The sequence below is a fragment of the Saccharothrix deserti genome (assembly GCF_009769385.1).
In the GTDB taxonomy this organism is placed as follows: Bacteria; Actinomycetota; Actinomycetes; order Mycobacteriales; family Pseudonocardiaceae; genus Actinosynnema; species Actinosynnema deserti.
On the sequence record NZ_ML775959.1, the window covers coordinates 23,311 to 47,431 of the forward strand.

The following is a 24,121-nucleotide window of genomic DNA, read 5'->3' on the forward strand; positions in this document are numbered from 1 at the left end:
GTCTACGACTCTTTCGCCTGGTCCGGCGAGGCTTGTGCGAGGGAGTCGATGATCAAGCGTGCGGTCTTGCGAGCCTGTGCCAGGGGATCTGAAGGAGCGCCTCGCAGAAGGCTGCCGAGCACGCCGTTGTAGAGCAGCAGCAGCATCGAGGCGACGGCGGCCGGGTCGGTGCACCGGGCGTCCTCGGCCAGCTGTGCAAGCCGTTCGGTCACCAGTTGGGTGTCCTGGCGGATCAGCTCGAACACCGGGTCGGTGCGACCGTCTTCCGGGGTGGGGCGTTCGGAGGCGGTGGCCAGGAAGCAGCACCACTGGGTGGGGTTGGCCGCGGCACGGAAGGTCTCGACGGCTTCGAAGATCGCCAGCAGGCGTTCTTCCGGGGAGTCGGCCCTGGCGATGGCCGCATCCCAGTGCCGGGTCCACGCATCGAGCCGGCGGGATAGCACCTCGCGCAGGAGGTTGTCCTTGGCCCCGAAGTGCTTGTAGAGCGTCACGATCGCCACTCCGGCCGAGGTGGCGACCTGGTCCACCCCGGTGACCGCGATGCCTTGCTGGAAGAAGAGCGCCTCGGCGGCGTCGAGGATGCGCTTCCTGGTGTGCTCGGGAGAGGCCACGCCTGCAGTGTAACGTTCGTTATGCCGAAACGACCGTTATGTCGAGATGAGGTGCCGGGATGCTAGCGACAACCCACCGACGCGGATCCGGTCTGGGTGCGGCAGTGGCGGGGATGTTGCTGGTCGCCGCCACCTACGGGATGGCCCGTTTCGGGGTCGGTCTGTTCGCTCCGCTGCTGGTTGCGCTGCGCCCGGACCTGATCGGCGTCATCGGCTGGGCCGCGGCCGCGCAGTTCACCTCGTACTCGCTGGCTGCCGCGGTGGCCGCCAGGTTGGTCGACCGGCGCCCCCGCGCGGGGCTGGTCCTCGCCGGTGTCACGTCGACCGCGGGGTGTCTGGGGGTGGCGGTGGCCTCGGACCCGGTGGTGTTCGTGGTCGCGGTCTTCATCGGCGGGATGGGTGGCGGATTCGCTTCTCCTGCTCTGGTCCCGGTCATCGACGCGGTCGTGGCCCGCCGCGCGACCGCAACGGCTCAGTCCGTGGTGAACTCGGGAACGGCTGTGGGCGTGATCGGCGCCGGTGTGGTGGCCTCGGTTGCCGCTTCGGTCGGCCCGGCATGGGTGTTCATGGCACTGGTGTGCGCGGTGACCGCGGTGGCGGCTTGGTATCCCGTGCGGGCACGCACCGACCTGACTGCTTCTCGGCACGCCACAACGGAAACGCCTTCGGGCTCGGTCCCAGGGTCGTGGCGGCTTCTCGTCGTGCCGGGTGCGGCCGCGGTGGTCGCCGGCGCCGGGGCGGCCCTGATCTGGACGTTCGGGCCGTTGTTGGCCACCGGGTCCGGTTCGGTGAGCCCCGACCGGGTGGGGTGGCTGTGGATCGCCCTGGGTTTGGGAGGAATGCTCGGAGCGCTCACGGGAGTGGTGGTCGAGCGGTTGGGACGACGAGGCGGGTGGTGCCTTTGTGCCGGTGTCCTGGCGCTGGCCAACGCCGGCCTGGCACTGTCCGTGGTTGCGGGCAGTTCTTGGGTGGCCTACGCCGCCATGGCGCTCTTCGGCGCCGCGTACATGGGCTTGTCCGGTGTGCTCATCCTCTGGGCCCGGCGGATCTGGCCGAACGCCGCGGGAGCGGGCACCTCGGTGCTGTTCATCGCCTTGGCCGTCGGACAAGCTCTCGGATCCGCCGGCTTCGGAATCGCCCGGGACGCCCTCAGCCCGGGACCCCTGGCGCTGCTGGCCGCGGGCTTCTGCGTCCTGGGCGGTCTCACCGCCTTGATCAGAACACGGTAGGAGCACCGGGTCCGGACTCCGTCGACTTCGGCCGGACAGGAGGACAGCCGAGTTGACCGGGGGAAGCGTCTCAGCGAGGATTGCCTCAATGGAAGTTGACGCCAACCTCCGGGATCGGGCGGCCCTGCACCGCGCGCTGGCCGATCCGGTCCGGCTCGGCATCGTCGAATTGCTGGCGGTCGGTGATCGGGCGCCTGGTGAGCTGGGGCAGGCCTTCGGCCTCACGTCCAACCTGCTGGCCCACCACCTCAAGGTGCTCCGCGAAGTCGGTTTGGTCGTTCGCGCGCCCTCGTACGCGGATCGCAGGCGCGCCTACGTCCGGCTCACCCCGGAACCGCTGGACAGGCTCGGGCTCACCGCGTCGGTCACCGCGCCACGCGTGGTGTTCGTGTGCACCCGAAACGCGGCCCGCTCGCCGCTCGCCGCAGCCGTGTGGAGCGCGCGCAGCACCATCCCGGTCACCTCCGCCGGCACCCACCCCGGTCCCCGCCTCAACCCGCGCGCGATCAGCACGGCGGCACGCCACGGGCTGCGCCTCGGCCGCGACGGCACCGCGCACGTCCGCGACGTGGTCGAGCCGGACGACCTGGTGGTGGCCGTCTGCGACAACGCCTACGAAGAACTCGGTCCCGGCGACCGGCGCGTGCACTGGTCCGTGCCCGACCCCGGCGCGGTCGACACGGACGAGATCTTCGAGGACGTCCTGGCGCAGCTCACCGAGCGGGTCGACCGGCTCGTGGCGATCGCGAGCGCACCGTGACCCGAGTCGGCCTGGCGACCATCGCCCGCGAGTGGGGGCGCATCGGCTGCATCGGCTTCGGTGGACCGCCCGCGCACATCGCGCTGCTGCGGGACCTGTGCGTCACCCGGCGCGGCTGGCTCACCGACCGCGAGTTCGAGGACGGCATCGCGGTGACCAACCTGCTGCCCGGTCCCGCCTCGACGCAGCTCGCGATCCTGTGCGCGTGGCGACTGCGCGGCACGGCGGGCGCCCTGGTCGGCGGCGTGTGCTTCATCGTGCCGGGACTGCTGCTGATCCTCGCGCTGGCCGTGCTGTTCCTGGCCGACAACGCCCCCGCGTGGGTGACCGGTGCGGCGGCCGGAGCGGGCGCGGCCGTGCCCGCCGTGGCGGCGCACGCGGCGTGGGGCCTGATCCCCGGCAGCCGGAACCGCATCGGCGCCGCGTGGGCGGCACGCGTCCGGTGGGTGCTGTACCTGGCGGTCGGCGCGGTCGCGGCGGCGGTGACCGGCCCGTGGCTGGTGCTCGTGCTCGCCGCCGCCGGTCTGGTGGAGATCGCGGTGCGGACGCCGTCCGGTCGCCGTGCCGCGTGGCCCGTCGTCCTGGCCCTGCCCGCCGCCGGGGGAGGCCTCGGCGCACTGGCGTGGGTGGCGGCCAAGGTCGGCGCGCTGTCCTACGGCGGCGGGTTCGTCATCATCCCGCTGATGCGGCAGGACGCCGTGCACACGTACAGGTGGATGTCCGACGCCCAGTTCCTCAACGCGGTGGCGCTCGGCCAGATCACCCCGGGACCGGTCGTGCAGACCGTCGCGGTGGTCGGCTACGCCGCGGCCGGTCTGGGTGGCGGGCTGCTGGCGGCGTTCGTCGCGTTCGCGCCCTCGTTCGTGTTCGTCATCGCGGGCGGCCCGAGGCTGGAACAACTGCGGGACAACGACAAGGCCCAGGCGTTCCTCACCGGCGCGGGCGCCGCCGCCATCGGCGCGATCGCCGGTTCGACCGTGCCGCTGGCCTGGTCGCTGCACGAGCCGTGGCAGTTCGTCCTGCTGGGTGCCGCCGCGCTGTGGCTGCTGGTCCTGCGCCGGGGCGTGGTGACCGCGCTGGTCGCCTGCGGCGTCATCGGGGCCCTGATCGCGCTGTTCTGACCGACTTCGCGGAGATGACGTCCGCAACCGACCGCCGCGCGGCGTCGAGGCCGCGCGGCGGTCGGAGCACAACCCGGCCTCAGTCCATCGCGGCACGCAAGGAGGCCGGCCGCATATCGGTCCACACCGCGTCCACGTGCGCCGAGCACTCGTCCTTCGTGCCCTTGGTGCCCTCGAACCGCCACCCCGCCGGCACGTCGTGGTGCGCCGGCCACAGCGAGTACTGGCCCTCGTCGTTCACCAGCACCTGGTAGGTGATGTCGTCCCTCATGCCTTCTCCTCCTCGTCGACTGGAACCGCCCCGTACCCGCGCAGAGTCGGGCTGACGGTGACGAATACGGTGATCAGGAAAATCCCCACCGCGCACACCACGACCGCGGTGCGGGCGGACAGGAGTTCGGTCAGCACGCCGCCGACCAGGGGCCCCAACGCCCCGGCCAGCCCGACGACCACCGCCATCACGCCGCTCAGACGTCCCCGCAGCGCGTCCGGGGTGAGCAGCAGCTGGTGCGTGCCGATGGTGGTGTTGGCGGTCGGCGCGAGGAACGTCATCAACGCGAACAACCCGCCCAGCAGATAAGCCGACTGCACCACCAGCGCGACCGGCGTCAGCAGGCACAGCACCCAGAACACCGACGCGATCGACCGGTGCGGCCCGAGCCTGCGGTGCAGCCACGGCGCGACCAGCGCACCGAGCACACCGCCCACCCCGAGCATCGCCGCCATCACGCCGATCTCGGCGGACGACGCGCCCCGCCCTTGCGCCAGCACGATGACCACCAGGTAGAACGCGGTGAAGAACAGGTTCAGCACCACCGCGCACACCGCGGTCACCCGGATCTCCGGCCGGCCCCACACCCACCGCAGCCCCTCACCGATCGACCGCAGGATGTGCGGCGGCCGAGACGACACCCGCTCCACCGGCGGCACCCGCAGGAACAGCAGCGTCACGAACGCCAGCACGTGCGTCACCATGTCCACCAGGAACGGCAACCACCGCGTCACGGCGAACAGCACACCGCCCAACGCCGTCCCCGACATCTGCCCCAACGACGACCGCGCCGTGTTCATCGCCACCGCCGTGGCCAACTGCGAGTCCGGCACGAGCCGAGGCAGGCAGGCGTCCTCCGCGGGCTCGAACAACGCCCGGCACACCCCCAGCACGGCCGCCACCGCGACCAGGTGCGCCACCGAAACCGCGTCCGCCCACACGGCCAACACCAGCCCGCCCAGCGCGAACGCCTGGGCCGCCTCGCAGCACAGCATGATCCGGCGCCGATCCCACCGGTCGACCAACGCGCCGGCGGGCAACCCGGCCACCAGCTGAGCGGCGGCATCGGCCGCCAACACCAGCCCGGACACCGCCGGCGACCCGGTGACCGCCAGCACCAGCAGCGGGAACGCGATCATCGAGGCGCTGAACCCCACTTCGGCCAACGCCTGACCGCTCCACAACAACGTGTAGTTCCGATTGCGCGCCAAGGACGTGGTCACATCGCACCCCGGCAATCCGCGGCGATCGCCCGGAGCGCGGTGGCGAAGTCGGCGGCCACCGACTCGATCTCCGCGCCCGAGTGCACCGACGGGTGGTAGTACCAGGTGAATCCCAACGTCCGACCGGCCTCGCCGACGACGTCGAGCACGTGGTCGCCGACGTCCGCCGGGTCGTGTTCGTGGCCGACCGACGGCAGCACCGCCCGGTACAGGCCGGTCGACTCCGCCGAACCGCCGTCGAACTGGCCCAGGTAGTTGAACGACACGGCGGGCCGCCCGGCGTCGGGCACCAGACCGTGCTGCCGCAGCGCCCCGTACCCGAAACCGTTGCCCGGCACGGCCCGCAGCTGCCGCCGCACCGCCTTCACCCGGTCCCGCCAGGTCCCGTCCGGCACGTCCAACGCCACCGGGAACACCGTGGTGAACCAGCCGACGGTCCGCGAGAGGTCCACGTCCAGCACGTCCTCCCGCCCGTGCCCCTCCAGGTCGACCGCGACCCGCGACGACCCGGTCCACCGGGCCAACGCCCACGCCAACGCGGCCAGCAGCACGTCGTTGATCCGCGTCCGGTAGGCGACCGGCGCACCGCGCAACAGCGCGTCCGTGTCGTCCGCCGACAACTCCACCGTCACCGCCTCCGCCGCACCGCGAGGCGTCGGACCGGGCGGGAACGTCGCGCTCCAGTGCGCGACCTCGTCGTCCAACCCGCCGCCGAGCACGTGGGCCTCCAACCGCCGCGACCACTCCTGGTACGAGGTCGTCTTGGCGCCCAGGTCCTCACCCCGGTACGCGGTCTCCAGGTCGTCCAGCAGGATCCGCCACGACACCCCGTCCACCACCAGGTGGTGCGCCACCAGCAACAACAGCGGCTGTTCGGCCCGGAACAACACCGCCCGGAACAGTGGACCGGACCCCAGGTCGAACGACGCGTGCACCTCGTCCGCGACCGCCTCCAACTCCTCGGCCCCGTCCACCACGGTCAGCACGTCGACGTCGACATCACGAACACCGTCGTTGTGCTGCCGCCACACCCCGTCGACCGACGTGAACCGCAGTCGCAACGCGTCGTGGTGCGCCACCAGCACCCCCAACGCCCGCCGCAGCGCCGCGACGTCCACCGCCGGATCCAGCTCCACCAGGTGCGACTGGTTGAAGTGGTGCGGGTTGCGCCGCCCGGACGTCAGGAACCAGTGCTGGATCGGCGTCAACGGCACGTCACCGACCACCGGCGCCCGCTCGGCTCCCGACACCACCTCCGCCGACACGTGCGGCGCCAACGAAGCGATGGTCTGGTGCACGAACAGGTCCCGCGTCGCGAACCGGTACCCGGCCTGCCGCGCCCGCGCCACCACCTGCATGCTCAGGATCGAATCGCCGCCGAGCGCGAAGAAGTTGTCCTCAACCCCGACGCGCGGCACACCGAGCACATCGGCCCACACCGCCGCCAACGCCTCCTCCACCGGCCCACCGGGTGCGACGTACCCGGCACCGGCCGGCGCCGAGAAGTCCGGCTCGGGCAGCCGCGCCCGGTCCACCTTCCCGTTCGGGCTGATCGGCAACGCCTCCACCGGCACGAACAGCGACGGCACCAGGTAGTCCGGCAGCGACTCGCCCAGGAACTCCCGGACCTTCGCCACCTCGCCGACGACGTACGCCACGAGCCGCTTGTGCCCACGCCCGTCGGCCCGAGCCACCACGACCGCCTCGCGCACGTCCGGGTGCCGCAGCAAGGCCGTCTCGACCTCGCCCAACTCGATCCGGAACCCCCGGATCTTCACCTGCTCGTCGGCCCGCCCCAGGTAGTCGAGAACGCCCGACCGCATCCGATCGCCGGCTCCGCCGACGGCGGTCCACCGCACCACGTCACCCGTGCGGTACATCCGCGACCCGGGTGGCCCGAACGGGTCCGCCACGAACCGCGACGCGGTCAACCCCGGCCGGTCCAGGTACCCGCGCGCCAACCCGACACCCGACACGTACAGCTCACCGGCCACCCCGACCGGCACGGGCTGCAACGCGCCGTCCAACACGTGCACCCGCGTACCGGGGATCGGTCGCCCGATCGGCGGCACACCACCGGGTTCCAGCGGCTCGCTCCACGACGTGACCACAGTGGACTCGGTCGGCCCGTACGCGTTGATCATCCGCCGCCCCGGGGCCCACCGCCGCACCAGATCCGCCGAACACGCGTCACCACCCACGACCAGCGTGCGGAACGTCGGCAGCTCCACATCCGGCACGGTGGCGAGCGCGACCGGCGGGATCAACGCGTGCGTCACCCCGAACGAGTCGATCACCTCGGCCAACTGGTCACCGAGCAGCGGCCCCGGCGGCGGCACGACCAGCGCCGCGCCCGCCGGCAGCGCCATGCACAGCTCCAGCACCGAGGCGTCGAAGCTGGGGGAGGAGAACTCCAGCACCCGATCACCCGGCGACACGTCGAAGTGCGCGATCTCGGCCGCCGAGAACGTCCCCAGCCCGGCGTGCGACACCACCACGCCCTTCGGCCGCCCGGTCGACCCGGACGTGTAGATCACGTATGCCGGGTGTTCGGGGCGCACCACCACACCGGGATTCGTGTCCGGCTGCCCATCCGACGCCACCGGCCCGTCCAGCACCACCAACGGCCGGGCGTCGGCCAGCATGAACGAGATCCGCTCCGCCGGGTACTCCGGATCGACCGGCAGGAACGCCGCACCGGCCTTCAACACCGCCAGCTCGGCCACCACCAGGTCCACCGACCGGGGCATCCGCAACGCGACGATCCGCTCCGGCCCGGCGCCCAACCCGATCAGGTGGTGCGCCAACCGGTTCGCCCGCGCGTTCAGCTCGGCGTACGTCACATCGACCGCACCGGTCAGCGCCAACGCGTCCGGCGTCCGCGCCACCTGAGCCTCGACCGACTCCACGAAACCGGGACCGTCGACAGCCGGACCGGCCGAACCCCACGCCGCCAACAACTCCCGCTCACCGTCGGGCAGCACCGGCAACGCCCACAGTGGGCGGTCCGCGTCGGCCGCGATCCCGGACAGCAGCACGCCGAGGTGCTCGACCAGCCGCCCGATCGTGTCCGCGTCGAACAGGTCCGTGTTGAACTCGACCGACCCGAGCAGCCCGCCGTCACCCTCCTCGGTGAACTCCACCGTCACGTCGAACCCGGTGCTCACCACGGGCTGCGCGACGTCGACCGCCTCCAGCCCCGGGAAACCGGGTGCCTGCGGCGCGTTCTGCAACGCCACCACGGCTTGGAACAACGGCGTGCGGCTGGTGTCGCGGTCCGGCTGCACCGCGTCCACCACCCGCTCGAACGGCACGTCCTGGTGCGCGAGCGCGTCCAGCACGGTCTCCCGCGTCCGGGCCAGGAACTCGGGGAACGTCGCGGACGGCGAGATCCGCGCCCGCAACACCACCGTGTTGACGAAGAACCCGACCAGGTCCTGCGTCTCCGCCCGCTCGCGCCCGGACGCCACCGTGCCCACCGCGAAGTCGTCCTGCCCGGACCAGCGGTGGAACAACACCTGGCAGGCCGCCACCAACGCCATGAACAACGTGCCGTCCACCGCCCGAGCCAGTTCCCGCAACCGTTCCGCCACCGGTGCGGGCACGACGAACTCGGTCTGCGCGCCCGCCGTCGTCTGCACGGGCGGCCGTGGCCGGTCGGTCGGCAGCTCCAACGCGGGCACGTCCGCCAACTGCTCACGCCAGTAGTCCAGCTGAACGTCCAACGGCTGTTCCCGTTGCCAGGCCGCGAAATCGCCGTACCGGATCGGCAGCGGCGGCAACTCCTCACCGTCGTACAGCGCGGCGAGATCGGACATCAGCACGCCGCCGGACCACCCGTCGGTGATGATGTGGTGCATCGTCAACGCCAACACGTGATCGTCCGGCCCGAGACGCACCAACACCGGCCGGAACAGCGGCCCTTCGGCCAGGTCGAACGGCTCCACCGCAGGCATCTCATCGACCACCGGCAGCACCACGTCCGCAGCCGACCGGACCACCGCCACCGGCAACCCGTCCACCGCCGGGAACGTCGTGCGCAACGGCTCGTGCCGCGCCACCACCCCCGACAGCGCCCGCTCCAACCGAGGCACGTCCAACCCGCCACGCAACCGCACCGCCAACGGCGTCACGTACTCGGTCCCACCGGGCGAGAACTGGTCCAAGAACCACAACCGCTGCTGCGCGAACGACAACGGCAGCTCACCCTCGACCCGCGAAATCACCGACCCCGCAGCACCGGACAACCGAGCCGCGAGTCCCGCCACCGTCGGGTGGTCGAACAGGTCGCGCGGCGACACGTCGAACCACGACCGCAGCCGCGACACCACTCGGATGCTGGAGATCGAGTCGCCACCCAGCGCGAAGAAGTTGTCCTCCACGCCCACCGCGGCCAACCCCAACACGTCGGCCCACACCGAGGCGACCACCCGCTCGGCCTCCGTGCGCGGCGCGACGAAGCCACCGGCGGCCGACGCCTCCCGTTCCGGAGCGGGCAGTGCGGCACGGTCCAGCTTGCCGTTCGCGTTCAGCGGCAAGCGTTCCAGCGGCACGTACGCGGTGGGCACCATGTAATCCGGCAACGCCCGCGCCACGTGCTCGCGCAACCCGACAGCGGACGCCGCCTCGGCCGGCACGTAGTAGGCGACCAGGCGGTCCTCCCGCACCACCACCGCGACCTGCGCCACGGCCGTGTGCGCGGCCAACACCGCCTCGATCTCACCCAACTCGATCCGGTACCCGCGGATCTTCACCTGCTGGTCCGCCCGCCCGAAGTACTCCAACCGACCGTCGACCCACCGGGCCAGGTCACCGGTCCGGTACATCCGCGACCCCGCCGGACCGAACGGGTTCGCCACGAACCGCGACGCCGTCAGCCCCGGCCGGTTGAGGTACCCACGCGCCACGCCGGGACCGGCCACGTACATCTCACCGACCACCCCGGCCGCGACCGGCTGCAACTCCTCGTCCAGCACGTAGACCCGCAGATCCGGGATCGGCACACCGATCGACCCGTCACGCCCGGAAGAGGAGACAGCGCTCCACGTCACGTGCACGGTCGTCTCGGTGATCCCGTACATGTTGACCAGCGCGCCCGACCCGCGCCACGCGGACAGCTTGCGCACGTCCAGCGCCTCACCACCGAAGATCACGTACCGGACGTCGAGATCCGGCGCCTCCGCGAGCAGTTGGTAGAACGCCGACGGCGTCTGGTTCAGCACCGTCACGCCCTCGTCGGCCACCAACCGGGCGAACTCGCGCGGCGACCGCGACACCTCGTACGGCACCACGACCAGCCGCCCGCCGTGCAACAACGCGCCCCACAGCTCCCACACCGAGAAGTCGAACGCGTAGCTGTGGAACAACGTCCACACGTCGTCCGCCCCGAACCCGAACCACCGGTCGGTCTCCGAGAACAACCGCACCACGTTCGAGTGCGGCACCACGACACCCTTGGGCCGGCCGGTCGAACCCGACGTGTAGATCACGTAAGCGGCGTTGTCCGGCCGCAGCGGCACGTCCGGCGCGTCCACCGGCAGCCCGGACCGGTCGGACAGGTCGGGAAGGGAGTCGAGGGTTGTCGTCGGCTGGGAGTCGCCGATCATGTAGGAGACACGATCGGCCGGGTACGAAACATCCAACGGCAGATAAGCCGCCCCCGCCTTCAACACCCCCAACACCGCCACGACGAGGTCCAGCGAGCGCGGGAACCTCAACGCCACCAACGACTCCGGCCCGGCGCCCACCCCGATCAGGTGGTGTGCCAACCGGTTGGCCCGCTCGTCCAGCTCCCGGTACGTCAGGTGAGCGCCCTCGCACGTCACCGCCACCGCATCGGGCGTGCGCGCGGCCCGCGCGGCGAACAGCGACGGGATGGTGTCCTCGACCACGGCCCCGGACACTGTGGCGCCGGACGGTGTGGCACCGGACGATGGGCCGTTCCACGACACCAGCACCTGGTCCAACTCGGCGTCCGACAGCCACGGCAGCTCGAACACCCGCCGGTGCGGGTCCGCGCCGATCCCGTCGAGCAGCCGACCCAGCCGGTCGCCCAGCGCGGCAATGGTGGAGGCGTCGAACAGCCGGGGGTCGTAGGTCAACTCCACGTGCAAGGCGTCGTCCACGTGCGCGCGCACGGCGAGCGGGAACGTCGTGGTGTCCAAGCCGTCGACCTCACCCACGCGCGGCGCGCCGTCGGGCGTGTCCTTGTCCACCGGGTAGTTCTCGAACGCCAGCAGGCTGTCGAACAGGCGGGTGCCCGCCCAACCCTGCACCTGGGCCAGCGACACGTGCTCGAACTGCCGGGACTCGCTCTGCGCCTCCTGCAACCGGCGCAGCCAGGCGACCACCTCGGCCTCGGACTCCACCGACACCCTGGTCGGCACGGTGTTGATGAACATGCCCACCATCGACTCGACGCCGGGCAGTTCGGCCGGGCGGCCGGACACCGTGCTGCCGAACACCACGTCCCGCCGGCCCGACATCCGCGCCAGCAGCAGCGCCCACGCGCCCTGGACCAGCGTGTTCACCGTCAGACCGTGCGTCCGGGCGACCGCGTCCAACGCGGTGACCGGCAGGTCCAGCACGATCTGCGCGGACGACTCGGCGCGGTGCGCCTCGGCGGGCGGCCGGTCGAACGGCAGGGGAGTGGGCGTGTCGAACCCGGCCAGCACACCCCGCCAGTACGACTCGGCGGCCGACTGGTCGAGTTCGGCGAGCCAGGCCAGGTAGTCGCGGAACGGCCGGCGCGCCGGTGCGGTGCCGCCCGCGTACTCGTTCAGCACCTCTCCGAACACCTGCGCGGTGCTCCACCCGTCCAGGAGCACGTGGTGCGAGGTCCACAACAGGTCGATCTCGGTGTCCGACACCCGCCCGATGGCCAGCCGCATCAACGGCGCGGTGGTCAGGTCCACGCCCGCCGCCGCATCGGCCGCCACCAACTCGTCGGTGACGTCGGCGCAGGTCACCGGCACGGTCACCCCGCGCCGCACGACCTGCACCGGCTCGTCCAAGCCCTCCCACACCACGCTGGAACGCAGGATCGGCGTGCGGTCCACGACCCGCTGCCACGCCGCGCCGAACCGCGCCGGATCATCCACACCGGACAGTCGCACCCGCAGCTGGTTCACGTACGCGGTGCCGTCGTCGACCAGGCTGTGGAACAACATGCCCGCCTGCAACGGGGTGAGCGGGTAGATGTCCTCGACGTCGGGGGAGGCGATCCGGTCCACCTGCTCGGCGGTGAGCTTCGCCAGCGGGAAGTCCGACGGCGTGCGGCCCCAGGCGTCGGGTCGGGCGCAGAACGCGACGATCCCGCGCAGCGCGTCCAGCATCCGGTCGGCCAGTGCCCACACCGCGACCTCGTCGTGGGCTTCGGTCGAGTACTCCCAGTCCACCACCAGCTCGCCCGCCGACACGGCGGCGGTGATGTCGAGCAGGTACGGGCGGGTCAGGTCGTCCGGCACCTCACGGCCGTGATCTGCTCCGGCTTCGGTGTCCGATCCGATCTTGGCGAGTTCGTCGTCCCACCGGCCGAGGTAGTTGAAGCACACCCGGGGCAGCGAGCCGGTCAGGCCGCGATCCCAGTGCTTGAGGGCTTCGTAGCTCAACCCCTTGTCCGGGACGGCCCGCAGCTGTTCCTTCACCGATTTGAGCGCCGCACCCCAGTCACCGTCAGGCAGCTCCAACGCCACCGGGAACTGGGCGGTGAACCAGCCGACCGTGCGGGACGGGTCCACGCCCTCGAACAGCTCCTCCCGGCCGTGACCCTCCAGCGTCACCAGCGCCCGCCCGGCGAACGCCGAGGTCAACGCGGTGAGCAGCACGTCGTTGACCTGCGTGCGGTAGGCGTCCGGGACGGCGTGCAGCAGCGCGTCCGTCTCGGCCCGACCCAGGCGCACCGACACGTTGCGCGCGGTGCCCGCCGTCGTCGGCACTGCCTCCTGGACCGGAACGGCCTCCACCGGCACGGCGGCCCAGTGCGCGAGGGCGTGGTCGAACCGGCCGTCGCGCACGTGCCGGTCGAGCCTGCGCGCCCAGTCGGTGAACGCGGTGCTCTTCGGGCCGAGGTCACCGCCGGCCAGCGCGGTGTCCAGGTCGGCCAGCAGGATCCGCCACGACACCGCGTCGACCACCAGGTGGTGCGCGGTGACGAACAGCCTGCCGTCGGCGAACAGCACCGCGCGCAGCAGCGGACCGTGCCGCAGGTCGAGGCTGGTCCGGGCGAGTTCGGCCTCGGTGGCGAGGTCTTCGGTGGACGCGAGGTGGAACACCTCGGCGGACTCGACGTCAGCGACCTCCTGCTGCCACACGCCGTCGACCCGGGTGAACCGCAGCCGCAGCGCGTCGTGGTGGGCGACCACGGCCCGCACGGCGTCGCGCACGACAGCGGGCTCGACGTCACCCACCTCCACGACCACCGACATGGTGAAGTGCGCCAACGGCCCGTGGTTGGTGAAGAACCAGCGTTGGATGGGGGTGAGCGGCGCCTGGCCAGAAGGAACGGGCACCGTGACGGCCTCGTGGGCCGGCCCGGCGTCGTCGGTGACGGCGAGCGCGAGATCGGCGACGGTTTGGCGCAGGAAGACGTCCTTGGACGTCAGCTTCAGACCGGCCTGCCGGGCGCGTGACACGACCTGCATGCTCAGGATCGAGTCGCCGCCGAGCGCGAAGAAGTTGTCCCGCGCGCCGACCCGTTCGACGCCCAACACCTCGGCCCAGATGTCCGCGAGCGTGGCGGCGACACCCGCTTCGGGCGCCACGTACCCGGCGTCGGTGAACGTCGGCGCGGGCAGCGCCCGCCGGTCCACCTTGCCGCTCGGCGTCAGCGGCAGCGCGTCCAGCGGCACGAACGCCGACGGCACCAGGTAGTCCGGCAGCCGCTGCTTGAGCCAGCCGGCCAGGTCGGTGGCCGTGCCGGCGGTGTAGGCGACGAGCCTCTGGTGGCCGTTGTGCTCGCGTGCTGTCACGGCCGCCTGAGTTACGTCGGGGTGGTGCAGCAAGGCCGCTTCCACCTCGCCCAGCTCGACCCGGAACCCGCGAATCTTCACCTGGTCGTCGTCACGGCCGAGGTATTCGAGCTGGTCGCCGACCCAGCGGACCCGGTCGCCGGTGCGGTACATCCGCGAGCCGGACGGGCCGAACGGGTCCGGCAGGAACCGCTGCGCGGTGAGGCCAGGTCGGTTGAGGTAGCCGCGGGCCACCTGCGCGCCACCGATGAACAGCTCACCGGGCACGCCCACCGGCACAGGCTGGAGGTCGGTGTCCAGCACGCGGGCCACGAGGTTGGCCAGTGGACGTCCGATCAGCGGGCGGTCGCCGGTGACCGGCGTGGACACCGCGTCCACCGTGGTCTCGGTGGGGCCGTAGAAGTTGTGGGCGGTGGTTCGAGGCGACGCGGCCAGCTCCCGCCACAGCGACTCGGGCAAGGCTTCGCCGCCGAGCGTGACGATCCGGGGCGCGTGCCCGCCGTCGAGCAGTCCCGCCGGCAGGAGCTGCTGGAGGTGGGACGGGGTGAAGTCGACCATGTCGATCCGGTGGTCCCGCACGTACCGCACCAGCGCGGTGGGCTCCAGTCGCACCTCGTCGGTGATCACGTGCAGCTCGTGACCGTCGGCCATGAGCAGCACGCCTTCCAAGGCGGTGTCGAAGGAGAACATGGCGGTGTGGGCGACCTTCATGGGCACGGTGTCGCCGCCGAAGGTCCGGCGGTGGTTGTGCAGCAGGTTCGCCAACTGCCGGTGCTCGACCACGACGCCCTTGGGCTTGCCGGTCGAGCCGGACGTGTAGATCACGTACGCTGCCTGCTCCGGGCGCACGGTGTCCGGGCGCACGGGCACGTCCGGCGAGGTGTCCGGGAGGGTGGCGAGGTCCTGCCCGGAAAAATCGGGTACGGCGTCCAGCACCAGCGCGGGGTTCGCGTCGCGCAGCAGGAAGTCGACCCGTTCACGCGGCAGGTCGGGGTCGATCGGCAGGTACACCGCGCCCGCCTTGTGCACGGCCAGGATCGCCACCACGGAGTCGGCCGAGCGCGGCAGCGACACCGCGACCGCCCGTTCCGCGACCGCCCCGGCCGCGATCAGGTGGTGGGCCAGCCGGTCGGCGCGGGCGTCCACCTCGGCGTAAGTGAGCCGGGTGTCGCCGCACACCAGCGCGGTGGCGTGAGGAGTCCGGCGGACCTGCGCCTCGAACAGCGCGGGGAACGTGGTGTCGGGGACGTCCAGCCGCACGCCGTGCCCGTCCGGCTCGTCGCCGAGCAGCAACGGCACCTCGGCCAACGGCCGGTCCGGTCGCGCGGTGATCCCGGCGAGGAGGGCGACCAGGTGCCGGGACATCCGGTCGACCGTGTCCGCGTCGAACAGGTCGGTGCTGTACTCGACCGCGCCGCGCAGCACGCCGTCCGACTCGCCGAACTCGAACGTCACGTCGCACAGCGAGGTCAGCAGCGGTAGCCGGACCTCCTCGACCCGCAGCCCCGGCAGTTCCGGCACCTCACTGCCGGTGTTCTGCAGCAGCACCATGACGTCGAACAGCGCGTTGCGGCTCGGATCACGCTCCGGCCGCACCGCCTCCACCACCCGCTCGAACGGCACGTCCTGGTGCGCGAAACCGTCCCGCACGGTGGTCCGCACGTCGGCCAGCAACTCCGCGAACGACCGCCGCAGGTCCACTGTGGACCGCAGCACGACGGTGTTGACGAACAGGCCGACCACGTCGTCCAACTCGGCCCGCCCGCGCCCGGACACCGCCGTGCCGACCGCGATGTCGTCCTGACCGGTGTACCGGGCCAGCAGCACCTTCGTGGCTGCCAGCAGCGCGGTGAACAGGGTGTCGCCGTGCTCGGCGGCCAACGCCTTCACCGCCTTCGCGACCGGCGCGGGCACGGTGAACTCGTGCATCGCGCCCGCCGTGCCGCGCACCGCCGCACGCGGTCGATCCGTCGGCAGCTCCAGCGGCGGCACCCCGGCCAGGCGGGTCGCCCAGTAGTCGACGGGCGGCTCGGGCTGCCACGCGGTGTAGTCCACGTACTGCACGGCGAGCGGCGGCAGCTCCTCGCCCGCGTACAACGCGCCGAGGTCGCGGGCCAGCACGCTGGTCGACCAGCCGTCCGTGACGATGTGGTGCAGCGTCAGCACCAACACGTGCTCCTCAGGCGCCACCCGCACCAGCCGGGTCCGGAACAGCGGCCCTTGGCGCAGGTCGAACGGCGTGCTCACCTCCTCGCGCAACACCGCCTCCCACGACCCGTCCTCGACCGCGAGCGCCACGTCGAACGGCTCGTGCACGACCTGCACACCGTCGTCGAACGTCGTGCGCAGCGACTCGTGCCGCGCCACCAGGCCGTTGAGGGCACGTCCCAGGGCGGCCAGGTCCAGCGGTCCGTGCAGGCGCAGTGCGGTGGGCGTGACGTACTCGGTGCCGCCGGGCTCGAACTGGTCCAGGAACCACAACCGCCGCTGCGCGGGCGACTGGTCGAACGCGGCGTGGGCGCCATCGCGCGGGATCACCGGGATGGCGTCCACCCCGCCCTTGCCGTGCCCCGCCCCGTCGAGCCCGTTGAGCCCGTCGAGGATGGCGGCGGCGAGCCCGGACACCGTGGGGTGTTCGAACACCGCGCGCGGCGACAGCTGCACACCGAACGCCGCGCGCAACCGTGAGGTCACGCGGATGCTGAGGATCGAGTCACCGCCGAGGCGGAAGAAGTGGTCCAGCGCGCCGACCCGCTCCAGGCCCAGCACGTCGGCCAGCACCTCGGCGACGACCCGTTCGGCATCGGTGCGGGGCGCGACGAACTCGCCGGTCAGGTCGGGCTCGGGCAGCGCCCGGCGGTCCAGCTTGCCGCTGGGCGACAACGGCAGCTCGTCCAGCACCACGACCGCCGACGGCACCAGGTAGTCCGGCAACGTGCGGGCCAGCGCGGTGCGCGGATCGGTCTCCGGAGTGCCCGTCACGTACCCGATCAGCCGGTTCCGCCGGACCACCACGGCCGACTCGCGGACACCGGGCACGTCGAGCAGCGCCGCTTCGACCTCGCCGGGCTCGATGCGGAAGCCCCGGATCTTGACCTGGTCGTCCGCGCGCCCCAGATATTCGAGGATTGCCGGCTGTGTCCGATTGTCGGCTCCGCCGACGGAGACCCACCGGACCCGGTCACCCGTGCGGTACATCCGCGAGCCGGGCGCGCCGAACGGGTCGGCCACGAACCGCTGCGCGGTCAACCCCGGCCGGTCCAGGTAGCCGCGCGCGACCTGGGTGCCACCGACGAACAGCTCACCGGGCACACCGGGCGGCACCGGCCGCAGGTCGGCGTCCAGCACGTACGCGGCGAGGTTGGGCAGCGGGCGACCGATCACCGGCCGCTCGCCGACGACCCGCGTCGCCACCGAGTCGACCGTCACCTCGGTGGGCCCGTACTGGTTGAAGCCCTCCACCGGCGAGTCCGCGATCTGCCGCCACAGCGCCGCGTCCACGGCCTCGCCGCCGAGCATGATCCGGCGCAAACCCGACTCCAGCAGCCCGGCCTGCACCAGCTGTCGCGCGTAGGACGGGGTGAGGTCGACCGTCCCGATGTCGTGCTCGGTCACGTACCGCACCAGCGCGGCCGGGTCCAGCCGCAGCTCGTCGTCGATGACGTGCAGCTCGTTCCCGGCGGCCAGGAACAGCAGGCCCTCCCACGACGTGTCGAACGAGAACGTGGCGGTGACCGCGAACCTGGTCGGCTCGTCCATCGACAGGCCCTCGTGGTTGGCGTAGAACAGGTTCGCCAACTGCCGGTGCTCCACCACGACGCCCTTGGGCGTGCCGGTCGACCCGGACGTGTAGATCAGGTAGGCGGCGTACTCCGGGCGCAGTTCGACCGGGGGCGGGGTGTCCGGCAGACCGGTCAGATCGGGCACGGCGTCCAGCACCAACGCCGCCCGCGCGTGGCGCCCCGAACCCGACTGTGCGTCGCGCAGCAGGAAGTCGATGCGTTCGGCGGGCAGCTCGGGGTCGATCGGCAGGTACACCGCGCCGGCCTTGAGCACGGCGAGCACGGCCACCACCAGGTCGGCCGAGCGCGGCAGCAGGACCGCGACGATCCGTTCCGGGCCCGCGCCGTGCGCCAGCAGGTGGTGCGCCAACCGGTTCGTGCGCGCGTCCAGCTCCGCGAACGTCATGGAGGTCCCGTGGAACACCAGCGCGGTCGCGTCCGGCGTCCGGCGGGCCTGCTCGGCGAACACCTCCGGGTACAGCGTGGACGGCATGTCGCGCGCGGTCCGGCTCCACTCCACCAGCACCTGGTGGCGTTCGGCCTCCGACAGCCACGGCAGGTCCGCGATCGTGACCGCCGGGTCGGCCGCGATCGCCCGCACCAGCTCCCGCAGCCACCCGGCCAGCCGCTCGGCCGTCGTGGCGTCGAACAACTCCGGGTCGTAGGCCAGGTCCAGGTTGAGCCGGTCGGTCAGGGACGCGCTGAGCGTCAACGGCAGCGTCGCGTTGTCGACCGCGTCCACCTCGACCACGCGCGGCCCGGCGCCGTCCCGCTCGAACGGGTAGTTCTCGAACACCACGACGCTGTCGAACAGCCGGGTACCGGTCCAGGACTGGATCTCGGCCAACGACGTGTGCTCGAACCGCCGCGACTCGCTCTGCGCGGCCTGCAGATCGCGCAGCCACGCACCCACCTCGGCGGTGCCGTCCACGACCGCCCTGGTCGGCACGGTGTTGATCAGCATGCCCACCATGGACTCGACACCGGCCAACTCGGCCGGGCGGCCGGACACCGTGCTGCCGAACACCACGTCGGACTCACCGGAGGCGCGGGCCAGCAGCAACGCCCACGCGCCTTGCACGACCGTGTTCACGGTCAGGCCCGCGCGCTGCACGGCGTCACCCAGGTCCAGCGAGAACCGCACCGATTCCGATGCCTCCGCGCGGTGGGCCTGGGTCGGCGTCCGGTCGAACGGCAGCGGCGTCGGACCGTCCACATCGGACAGGACGGCGCGCCAGTGCGCCTCGGCGGCGGCCTGGTCCTGCGAAGCCAGCCAGTGCAGGTAGTCCTGGAACGGCCGCCGCGCGGGCAGCCGGGCGGGCGTGCCGGTGGTGATCGCCCGGTACTGCTCCAGCACCTCGCCGAACACCTGCGCGGTGCTCCAGCCGTCCAGGATCACGTGGTGCGACGACCAGACCAGCTCGACCCGGTCACCGCCGAGCGGCGTGACGCCGACCCGCAGCAGCGGTGCCACCCCCAGGTCAAAGGGGCCATCCACCGGTCCGCTGGGCAGCTCCACGTGCCGGTGCACGACCTGCACCGGCTCGGCCACCCCGTCCCACACCACGCTCGACCGCAGCACGGGCGTGCGGTCGACGACCCGTTGCCACGCCTGCCGCAACGCCGCCGGATCGCTGACACCGTCGAGCACCAGCCGCATCCGGTCCACGTACGCGCCGGGCTCGACCAGGCTGTGGAACACCATGCCCGCTTGCAGTGGCGTGAGTGGGTAGAGCGTCTCCACGTCCGGCCCGGCCAGGGCGTCCACCTGCTCCTGGGTGAGCCGGGCCAACGGGAAGTCCGACGGCGTGCGCCCACCGACACCGGGCTGCGCGCAGTGCGCCACGATCTCGCGCAGCCCGTCGAGCGTCCGCTCGGCCAGCCGCCGCACGGTGTCCTCGTCGTGCACGTGCGCCGAGTACTCCCAGCTCAGCTCCAACTCGCCGCGCTCGACCAGGCCGGTCACGTCCAGCAGGTGGCTGCGCGTCGCGTCGGGCGCCAGGTCCTCGCCGACCGCGTCCTGGCGGGCCCGGTAGAAGCCGCCGTCGGCCACGTCGAACCGACCGTGGTAGTTGAACGAGACCTGCGGCAGCGGCCCGCCGCCCAGCGCCTCGAAGCTCAACCCCCGGTGCGGCACCGCCCGCAGCGACTCCTTGACCGACTTCAGCGTGCGGTCCCACCGCGTCGCGCCACCGTCGCCGAACGTCTCCAGCACCACCGGGAACTGCGTGGTGAACCAGCCGACCGTGCGGTTGAGGTCCACGCCCGGCAGCAGCTCCTCGCGGCCGTGGCCCTCCAGCGCCACGCTCACCGCGTCCCGACCGGTCCACTCCGCCAACGCCCGCCCGACCGCGCTCAGCAGCACGTCGTTGACCTGCGTCCGGTACACCGGGGGCACGGCGGTCAGCAACGCGTCCGTGGTCGCCCGGTCCAGCCGCACCGACACCACGCGCACCGAGCCGGCCGTGTTCGCGCCGTCCCGGTCCACCGGCAGCGCCTCGGGGTCGGGCAGCGAACGCCAGTGCTCCCGCGCGTCGTCCAACGCGCCGGACCGCACGTGCTCGGCCAGCCGGTGCGCCCACTGCGTGAACGACGTGCCGACGGGCTCCAACGGCACGCCCCGGTAGGCCTGCTCCAGGTCGCCGAGCAGGATCCGCCACGACACGCCGTCCATCACCAGGTGGTGCACGGTCAGCAGCAGTCGCGGCCGCGCACCGGGGAAGAACACCGCCCGCAGCAACGGCCCCCTGCCCAGGTCGAGGCTGCGCTGCGCCTCCCGCGCCGTCGCCTCCACGTCCGCCTCGGTCGAGATCCGGAACACGTCGGCCTCGGTGTCCGCGACCTCCTGCACCCACTGCCCGTCCACCTCGCGGAACCGCAGCCGCAGCGCGTCGTGGTGCTCGACCACGGTCCGCACGGCGTCCCGCAGCGCCGCCGCCTCCACCTCCGGGTCCAGCTCGACCAGCAGCGTCATGGTGAAGTGCGGCAGCGGTTCGTGCTCCGCGAAGAACCACCGCTGGATCGGGGTGAGCGGCGCCGGCCCGGTGAACAGCGGTTCCGGCGCGACCTCGGCGGCCTCCGACACCACCGGCGCCAACTCGGCGATCGTCTGGTGCCGGAACACGTCCCGCGAGGTCAGGTGCAGCCCGGCCTGCCGGGCCCGCGACACCAGCTGGATGGACAGGATCGAGTCGCCGCCCACCGCGAAGAAGTTGTCCTCCACCCCGATCCGCTCCGCGCCCAGCACCTCGGCCCAGATCCGGGCCAGCTCGGCTTCGACGGGTGTGCGCGGCGCGACGAACTCGCCGTCACCGACGGCCTGCGGCGCGGGCAGCGCGGCCCGGTCCAGCTTCCCGTTCGGCGTCAACGGCAGCCGGTCCAGCTCCACGAACGCCGACGGCACCTGGTACTCCGGCAACAGGTGCCGCAGGTGTTCCCGCAGGTCGGCCGGCCCGGTCGTGACCACGTACCCGACCAGGCGGGTGTGCCCGTTGTCGGTGCGCGCGACCACGGCGGCTCCGGTGACGTCCGGGTGGCTCAGCAGCGCGGCTTCGACCTCGCCCGGCTCGATCCGGAACCCGCGGATCTTGACCTGGTCGTCGGTCCGCCCCAGGTACTCCAACGTGCCGTCGGCCAACCACCGGACCCGGTCACCCGTGCGGTACATCCGCGAGCCGGCCTCACCGAACGGGTCGGCCAGGAACCGGTCCGCGGTCAACCCCGGCCGGTTCAGGTAGCCGCGAGCCACCTGGGCGCCCGCGATGAACAGCTCACCGGGCACGCCAACCGGCACGGGCCGGAGGTCGTCGTCCAACACGCGTGCGGTGAGGTTGGCGAGCGGTCGGCCGATGACCGGCCGATCACCGGTGATCAGGCAGGACACCGCGTCCACCGTGGTCTCGGTCGGTCCGTAGAAGTTGTAGGCCGCGACGTCGGCCCGCGCCAACTCCCGCCACAGCGCCGTGCCCAGGGCCTCGCCGCCGAGCATCAGCACCTTGGGCCGGTGCTCGCCGTCGAGCAGCCCGGACCGCACGAGCTGCTGCACGTACGACGGGGTGAGGTCGAGGAAGTCGATCCGGTGGTCCCGCACGTACCGCACCAGCGCGGGGGGCTCCAGCCGCACCTCGTCGGTGAGCACGTGCAGCTCGTGGCCGTCGGCCATGAGCAGCGGGCCCTCCCACGAGGTGTCGAAGGAGAACACGGCGGACACCGCGACCCGCATGTGCTCGGTGGCGAAGTCCTCGCGGTGGTTGTGCAGCAGGTTCACCAACTGCCGGTGCTCGACCACGACGCCCTTGGGCTTGCCGGTCGACCCGGACGTGTAGATCACGTACGCGGCGTTGTCCGGCCTCAGCGGCACGTCCGGCGCGTTCCCGGGCAGGCCGGAGGTGTCGACCGGCGCGTCGATCACGCGCACCGCGCCGGAATCCTCGAGCAGGTACCGCCGGCGGGCCTCCGGCAGACCGGGGTCCACGGGCAGGTACACCGCACCCGCCTTGAGGATTCCGAGGATGCCGACGACCCAGTCGAGCCCGCGCGGCAACGACAGCGCGACGACCTGCTCCGGCTCGACGCCCTCGCGGAGCAGGTGGTGCGCCAGCCGGTTCGCCCTCGCGTCGACCTCCGCGAAGGTGAGGCTCGTGCCCTCGCACACCAGTGCCGTCGCGTCCGGCGTGCGGCGGGCCTGCGCCTCGAACAGCGCGGGGAACGTGGTGCCCGGGACGGCGAGCGCCTTGCCCCGGCCGTCCGGCTCGTCGCCCAGCAGCAGTGGCAGCTCCGACATCGGCCGGTGCGGGTCGGCGGTGATACCGGCCAGCAGCACGAGCAGGTGCTGCGCCATGCGGTCGATCGTGGCCGCGTCGAACAGCTCCGTGCTGTACTCGACGAGTCCGTGCAGGCCGTCGTCGGTCCGGGTGAAGTCGATGCTCAGGTCGAAGTTCGACCACTGCCGGGTGAGCGGGTACTCCTCGACGCGCAGGCCGGGCAGCTCCGGCAACGCGCCGCCAGACCCGTGGAACGACGCGTTCTGCAACACCACCATCACGTCGAACAGCGGCGTGCGGCTCGGGTCGCGTGACGCGCCCACCGCCTCCACCACCCGGTCGAACGGCACGTCGTCGTGCGCGAACGCGTCCAGCGCGGTGCGGTTGGCCTCGGCCAGGAACTCGGCGAACGACCGCGACCTGTCCACAGTGGACCGCAGTACCACGGTGCCGACCAGGAACCCGACCAGCCCGGCCAGCTCCGGCCGGTTGCGCCCGCTGGTGACGGTGCCGATCGCGATGTCGTCCTGCCCGGTGTACCGGGCCAGCAGCAGCTGGCACGCGGCCATCAACGTGGTGAACAGCGTGGTCTCGTTGACCCTGGCCAACTCCGCCAGGTCGGAGGCCAACCGGCCGGGCACGGTGAACTCGTGCGTCGCGCCTGCCGACGTGCGCTCCGCCGGTCGCGGCCGGTCGGTGGGCAGGTCCAGCGGCGTCACCCCGGCGAGCCGGTCGATCCAGAAGCCCACGTCGACGGGCCGTTCGCGCTGCCAAACGGCGTAGTCGGCGTACTGCAACCGCGGTGGGGCAAGCGTTTCGCCCCGGTACAGCGCGCCCAACTCGTCGGCCAGCACGCCCAGCGACCAGCCGTCCACCACGATGTGGTGCGAGGTCAGCAGCAGCACGTGCACGTCGTCGGACTCGGTCATCAGGGCGGCGCGGAACAGCGGGCCGCCCTGCAGGTCGAACGGCCGGTCCAGCTCCGCGCGCAGGTCGTCGGTCGCGACCACCACGAGCCCGCCGCCCTCGCCGCCCGCCTGCGCGGGGTCGTGCACCACCTGCACCGGACGGCCGTCGACCTGGTCGAACGTGGTGCGCAGCGATTCGTGCCGCCGCACCAGCTCGCACAACGCGCCGGTCAGCCGGGGCAGGTCGAGGGAACCGGTGAGCCGCAACGCCATCGCGCTGGTGTACTCGGTGCTGTCGGGCTGGAACCGGTCCAGGAACCACAGCCGCTGCTGGCCGGCGGACAGCGGCAGCGGCTCGTCGCGCGGCGCGGGCGGGATCACGTCGGCGCTGGGCGCGGCCCGGCCGGCGAGCCGGTCGCGGAGCCGTTCCCGCAGGTGTTCGGGCAGCGCGGAGATGCGGTCTTGCTTGGACGTCGTCATGTGG

The 24,121-nt window shown here is 72.2% G+C and carries 7 protein-coding genes; 3 read left to right on the top strand and 4 right to left on the bottom strand.

Annotated elements, in window-relative coordinates:
* Positions 1 to 2 precede the first annotated feature (2 nt).
* Positions 3 to 611, bottom strand: a complete 609-nt coding sequence (locus tag FM051_RS00130; protein ID WP_158839326.1) for a TetR/AcrR family transcriptional regulator — start codon at positions 609 to 611, stop codon at positions 3 to 5.
* A 59-nt stretch (positions 612 to 670) separates the two neighbouring features.
* Between FM051_RS00130 and FM051_RS00135 the strand changes: the two genes are divergently transcribed.
* The 3 genes from FM051_RS00135 to chrA all read left to right on the top strand — a co-directional run bounded on the left by FM051_RS00135 (position 671) and on the right by chrA (position 3,721).
* Positions 671 to 1,840 (top strand): MFS transporter, encoded by a 1,170-nt coding sequence (locus FM051_RS00135; RefSeq protein WP_158839328.1) that lies wholly within the window; start codon positions 671 to 673, stop codon positions 1,838 to 1,840.
* A gap of 88 nt (positions 1,841 to 1,928) precedes the next feature.
* On the top strand, positions 1,929 to 2,600 hold the full coding sequence (locus FM051_RS00140; RefSeq protein ID WP_158839330.1) for an arsenate reductase/protein-tyrosine-phosphatase family protein: 672 nt from the start codon (positions 1,929 to 1,931) through the stop codon (positions 2,598 to 2,600).
* Positions 2,597 to 3,721 carry a chromate efflux transporter gene (gene chrA / locus FM051_RS00145; RefSeq protein ID WP_158839332.1) on the top strand — a complete coding sequence of 375 codons (1,125 nt, stop codon included), beginning with the start codon at positions 2,597 to 2,599 and terminating at the stop codon, positions 3,719 to 3,721. The genes FM051_RS00140 and chrA overlap by 4 nt, the downstream gene beginning before the upstream one ends.
* Positions 3,722 to 3,800: 79 nt before the next feature.
* Here chrA and FM051_RS00150 read toward each other — a convergent pair whose 3' ends face one another.
* The 3 genes from FM051_RS00150 to FM051_RS00160 are packed head-to-tail and all read right to left on the bottom strand — an operon-like array spanning position 3,801 to position 24,117.
* Positions 3,801 to 3,992, bottom strand: a complete 192-nt coding sequence (locus FM051_RS00150) for an MbtH family protein (protein WP_158839334.1) — start codon at positions 3,990 to 3,992, stop codon at positions 3,801 to 3,803.
* A complete protein-coding gene (locus tag FM051_RS00155) occupies positions 3,989 to 5,215 on the bottom strand; it encodes an MFS transporter (RefSeq protein WP_158839336.1) in 1,227 nt (408 codons plus the stop codon). The genes FM051_RS00150 and FM051_RS00155 overlap by 4 nt, the downstream gene beginning before the upstream one ends.
* Positions 5,212 to 24,117 carry a non-ribosomal peptide synthase/polyketide synthase gene (locus FM051_RS00160; RefSeq protein ID WP_158839338.1) on the bottom strand — a complete coding sequence of 6,302 codons (18,906 nt, stop codon included), beginning with the start codon at positions 24,115 to 24,117 and terminating at the stop codon, positions 5,212 to 5,214. The genes FM051_RS00155 and FM051_RS00160 overlap by 4 nt, the downstream gene beginning before the upstream one ends.
* Positions 24,118 to 24,121: the final 4 nt, after the last annotated feature.

Excerpts from the sequence above, each read along its gene's own strand:
- FM051_RS00135 (WP_158839328.1), top strand. The coding sequence starts at position 671 with ATGCTAGCGACAACCCACCGACGCGGATCCGGTCTGGGTGCGGCAGTG.
- FM051_RS00140 (WP_158839330.1), top strand. The coding sequence starts at position 1,929 with ATGGAAGTTGACGCCAACCTCCGGGATCGGGCGGCCCTGCACCGCGCG.
- FM051_RS00150 (WP_158839334.1), bottom strand. The coding sequence starts at position 3,992 with ATGAGGGACGACATCACCTACCAGGTGCTGGTGAACGACGAGGGCCAG.
- FM051_RS00160 (WP_158839338.1), bottom strand. The coding sequence starts at position 24,117 with ATGACGACGTCCAAGCAAGACCGCATCTCCGCGCTGCCCGAACACCTG.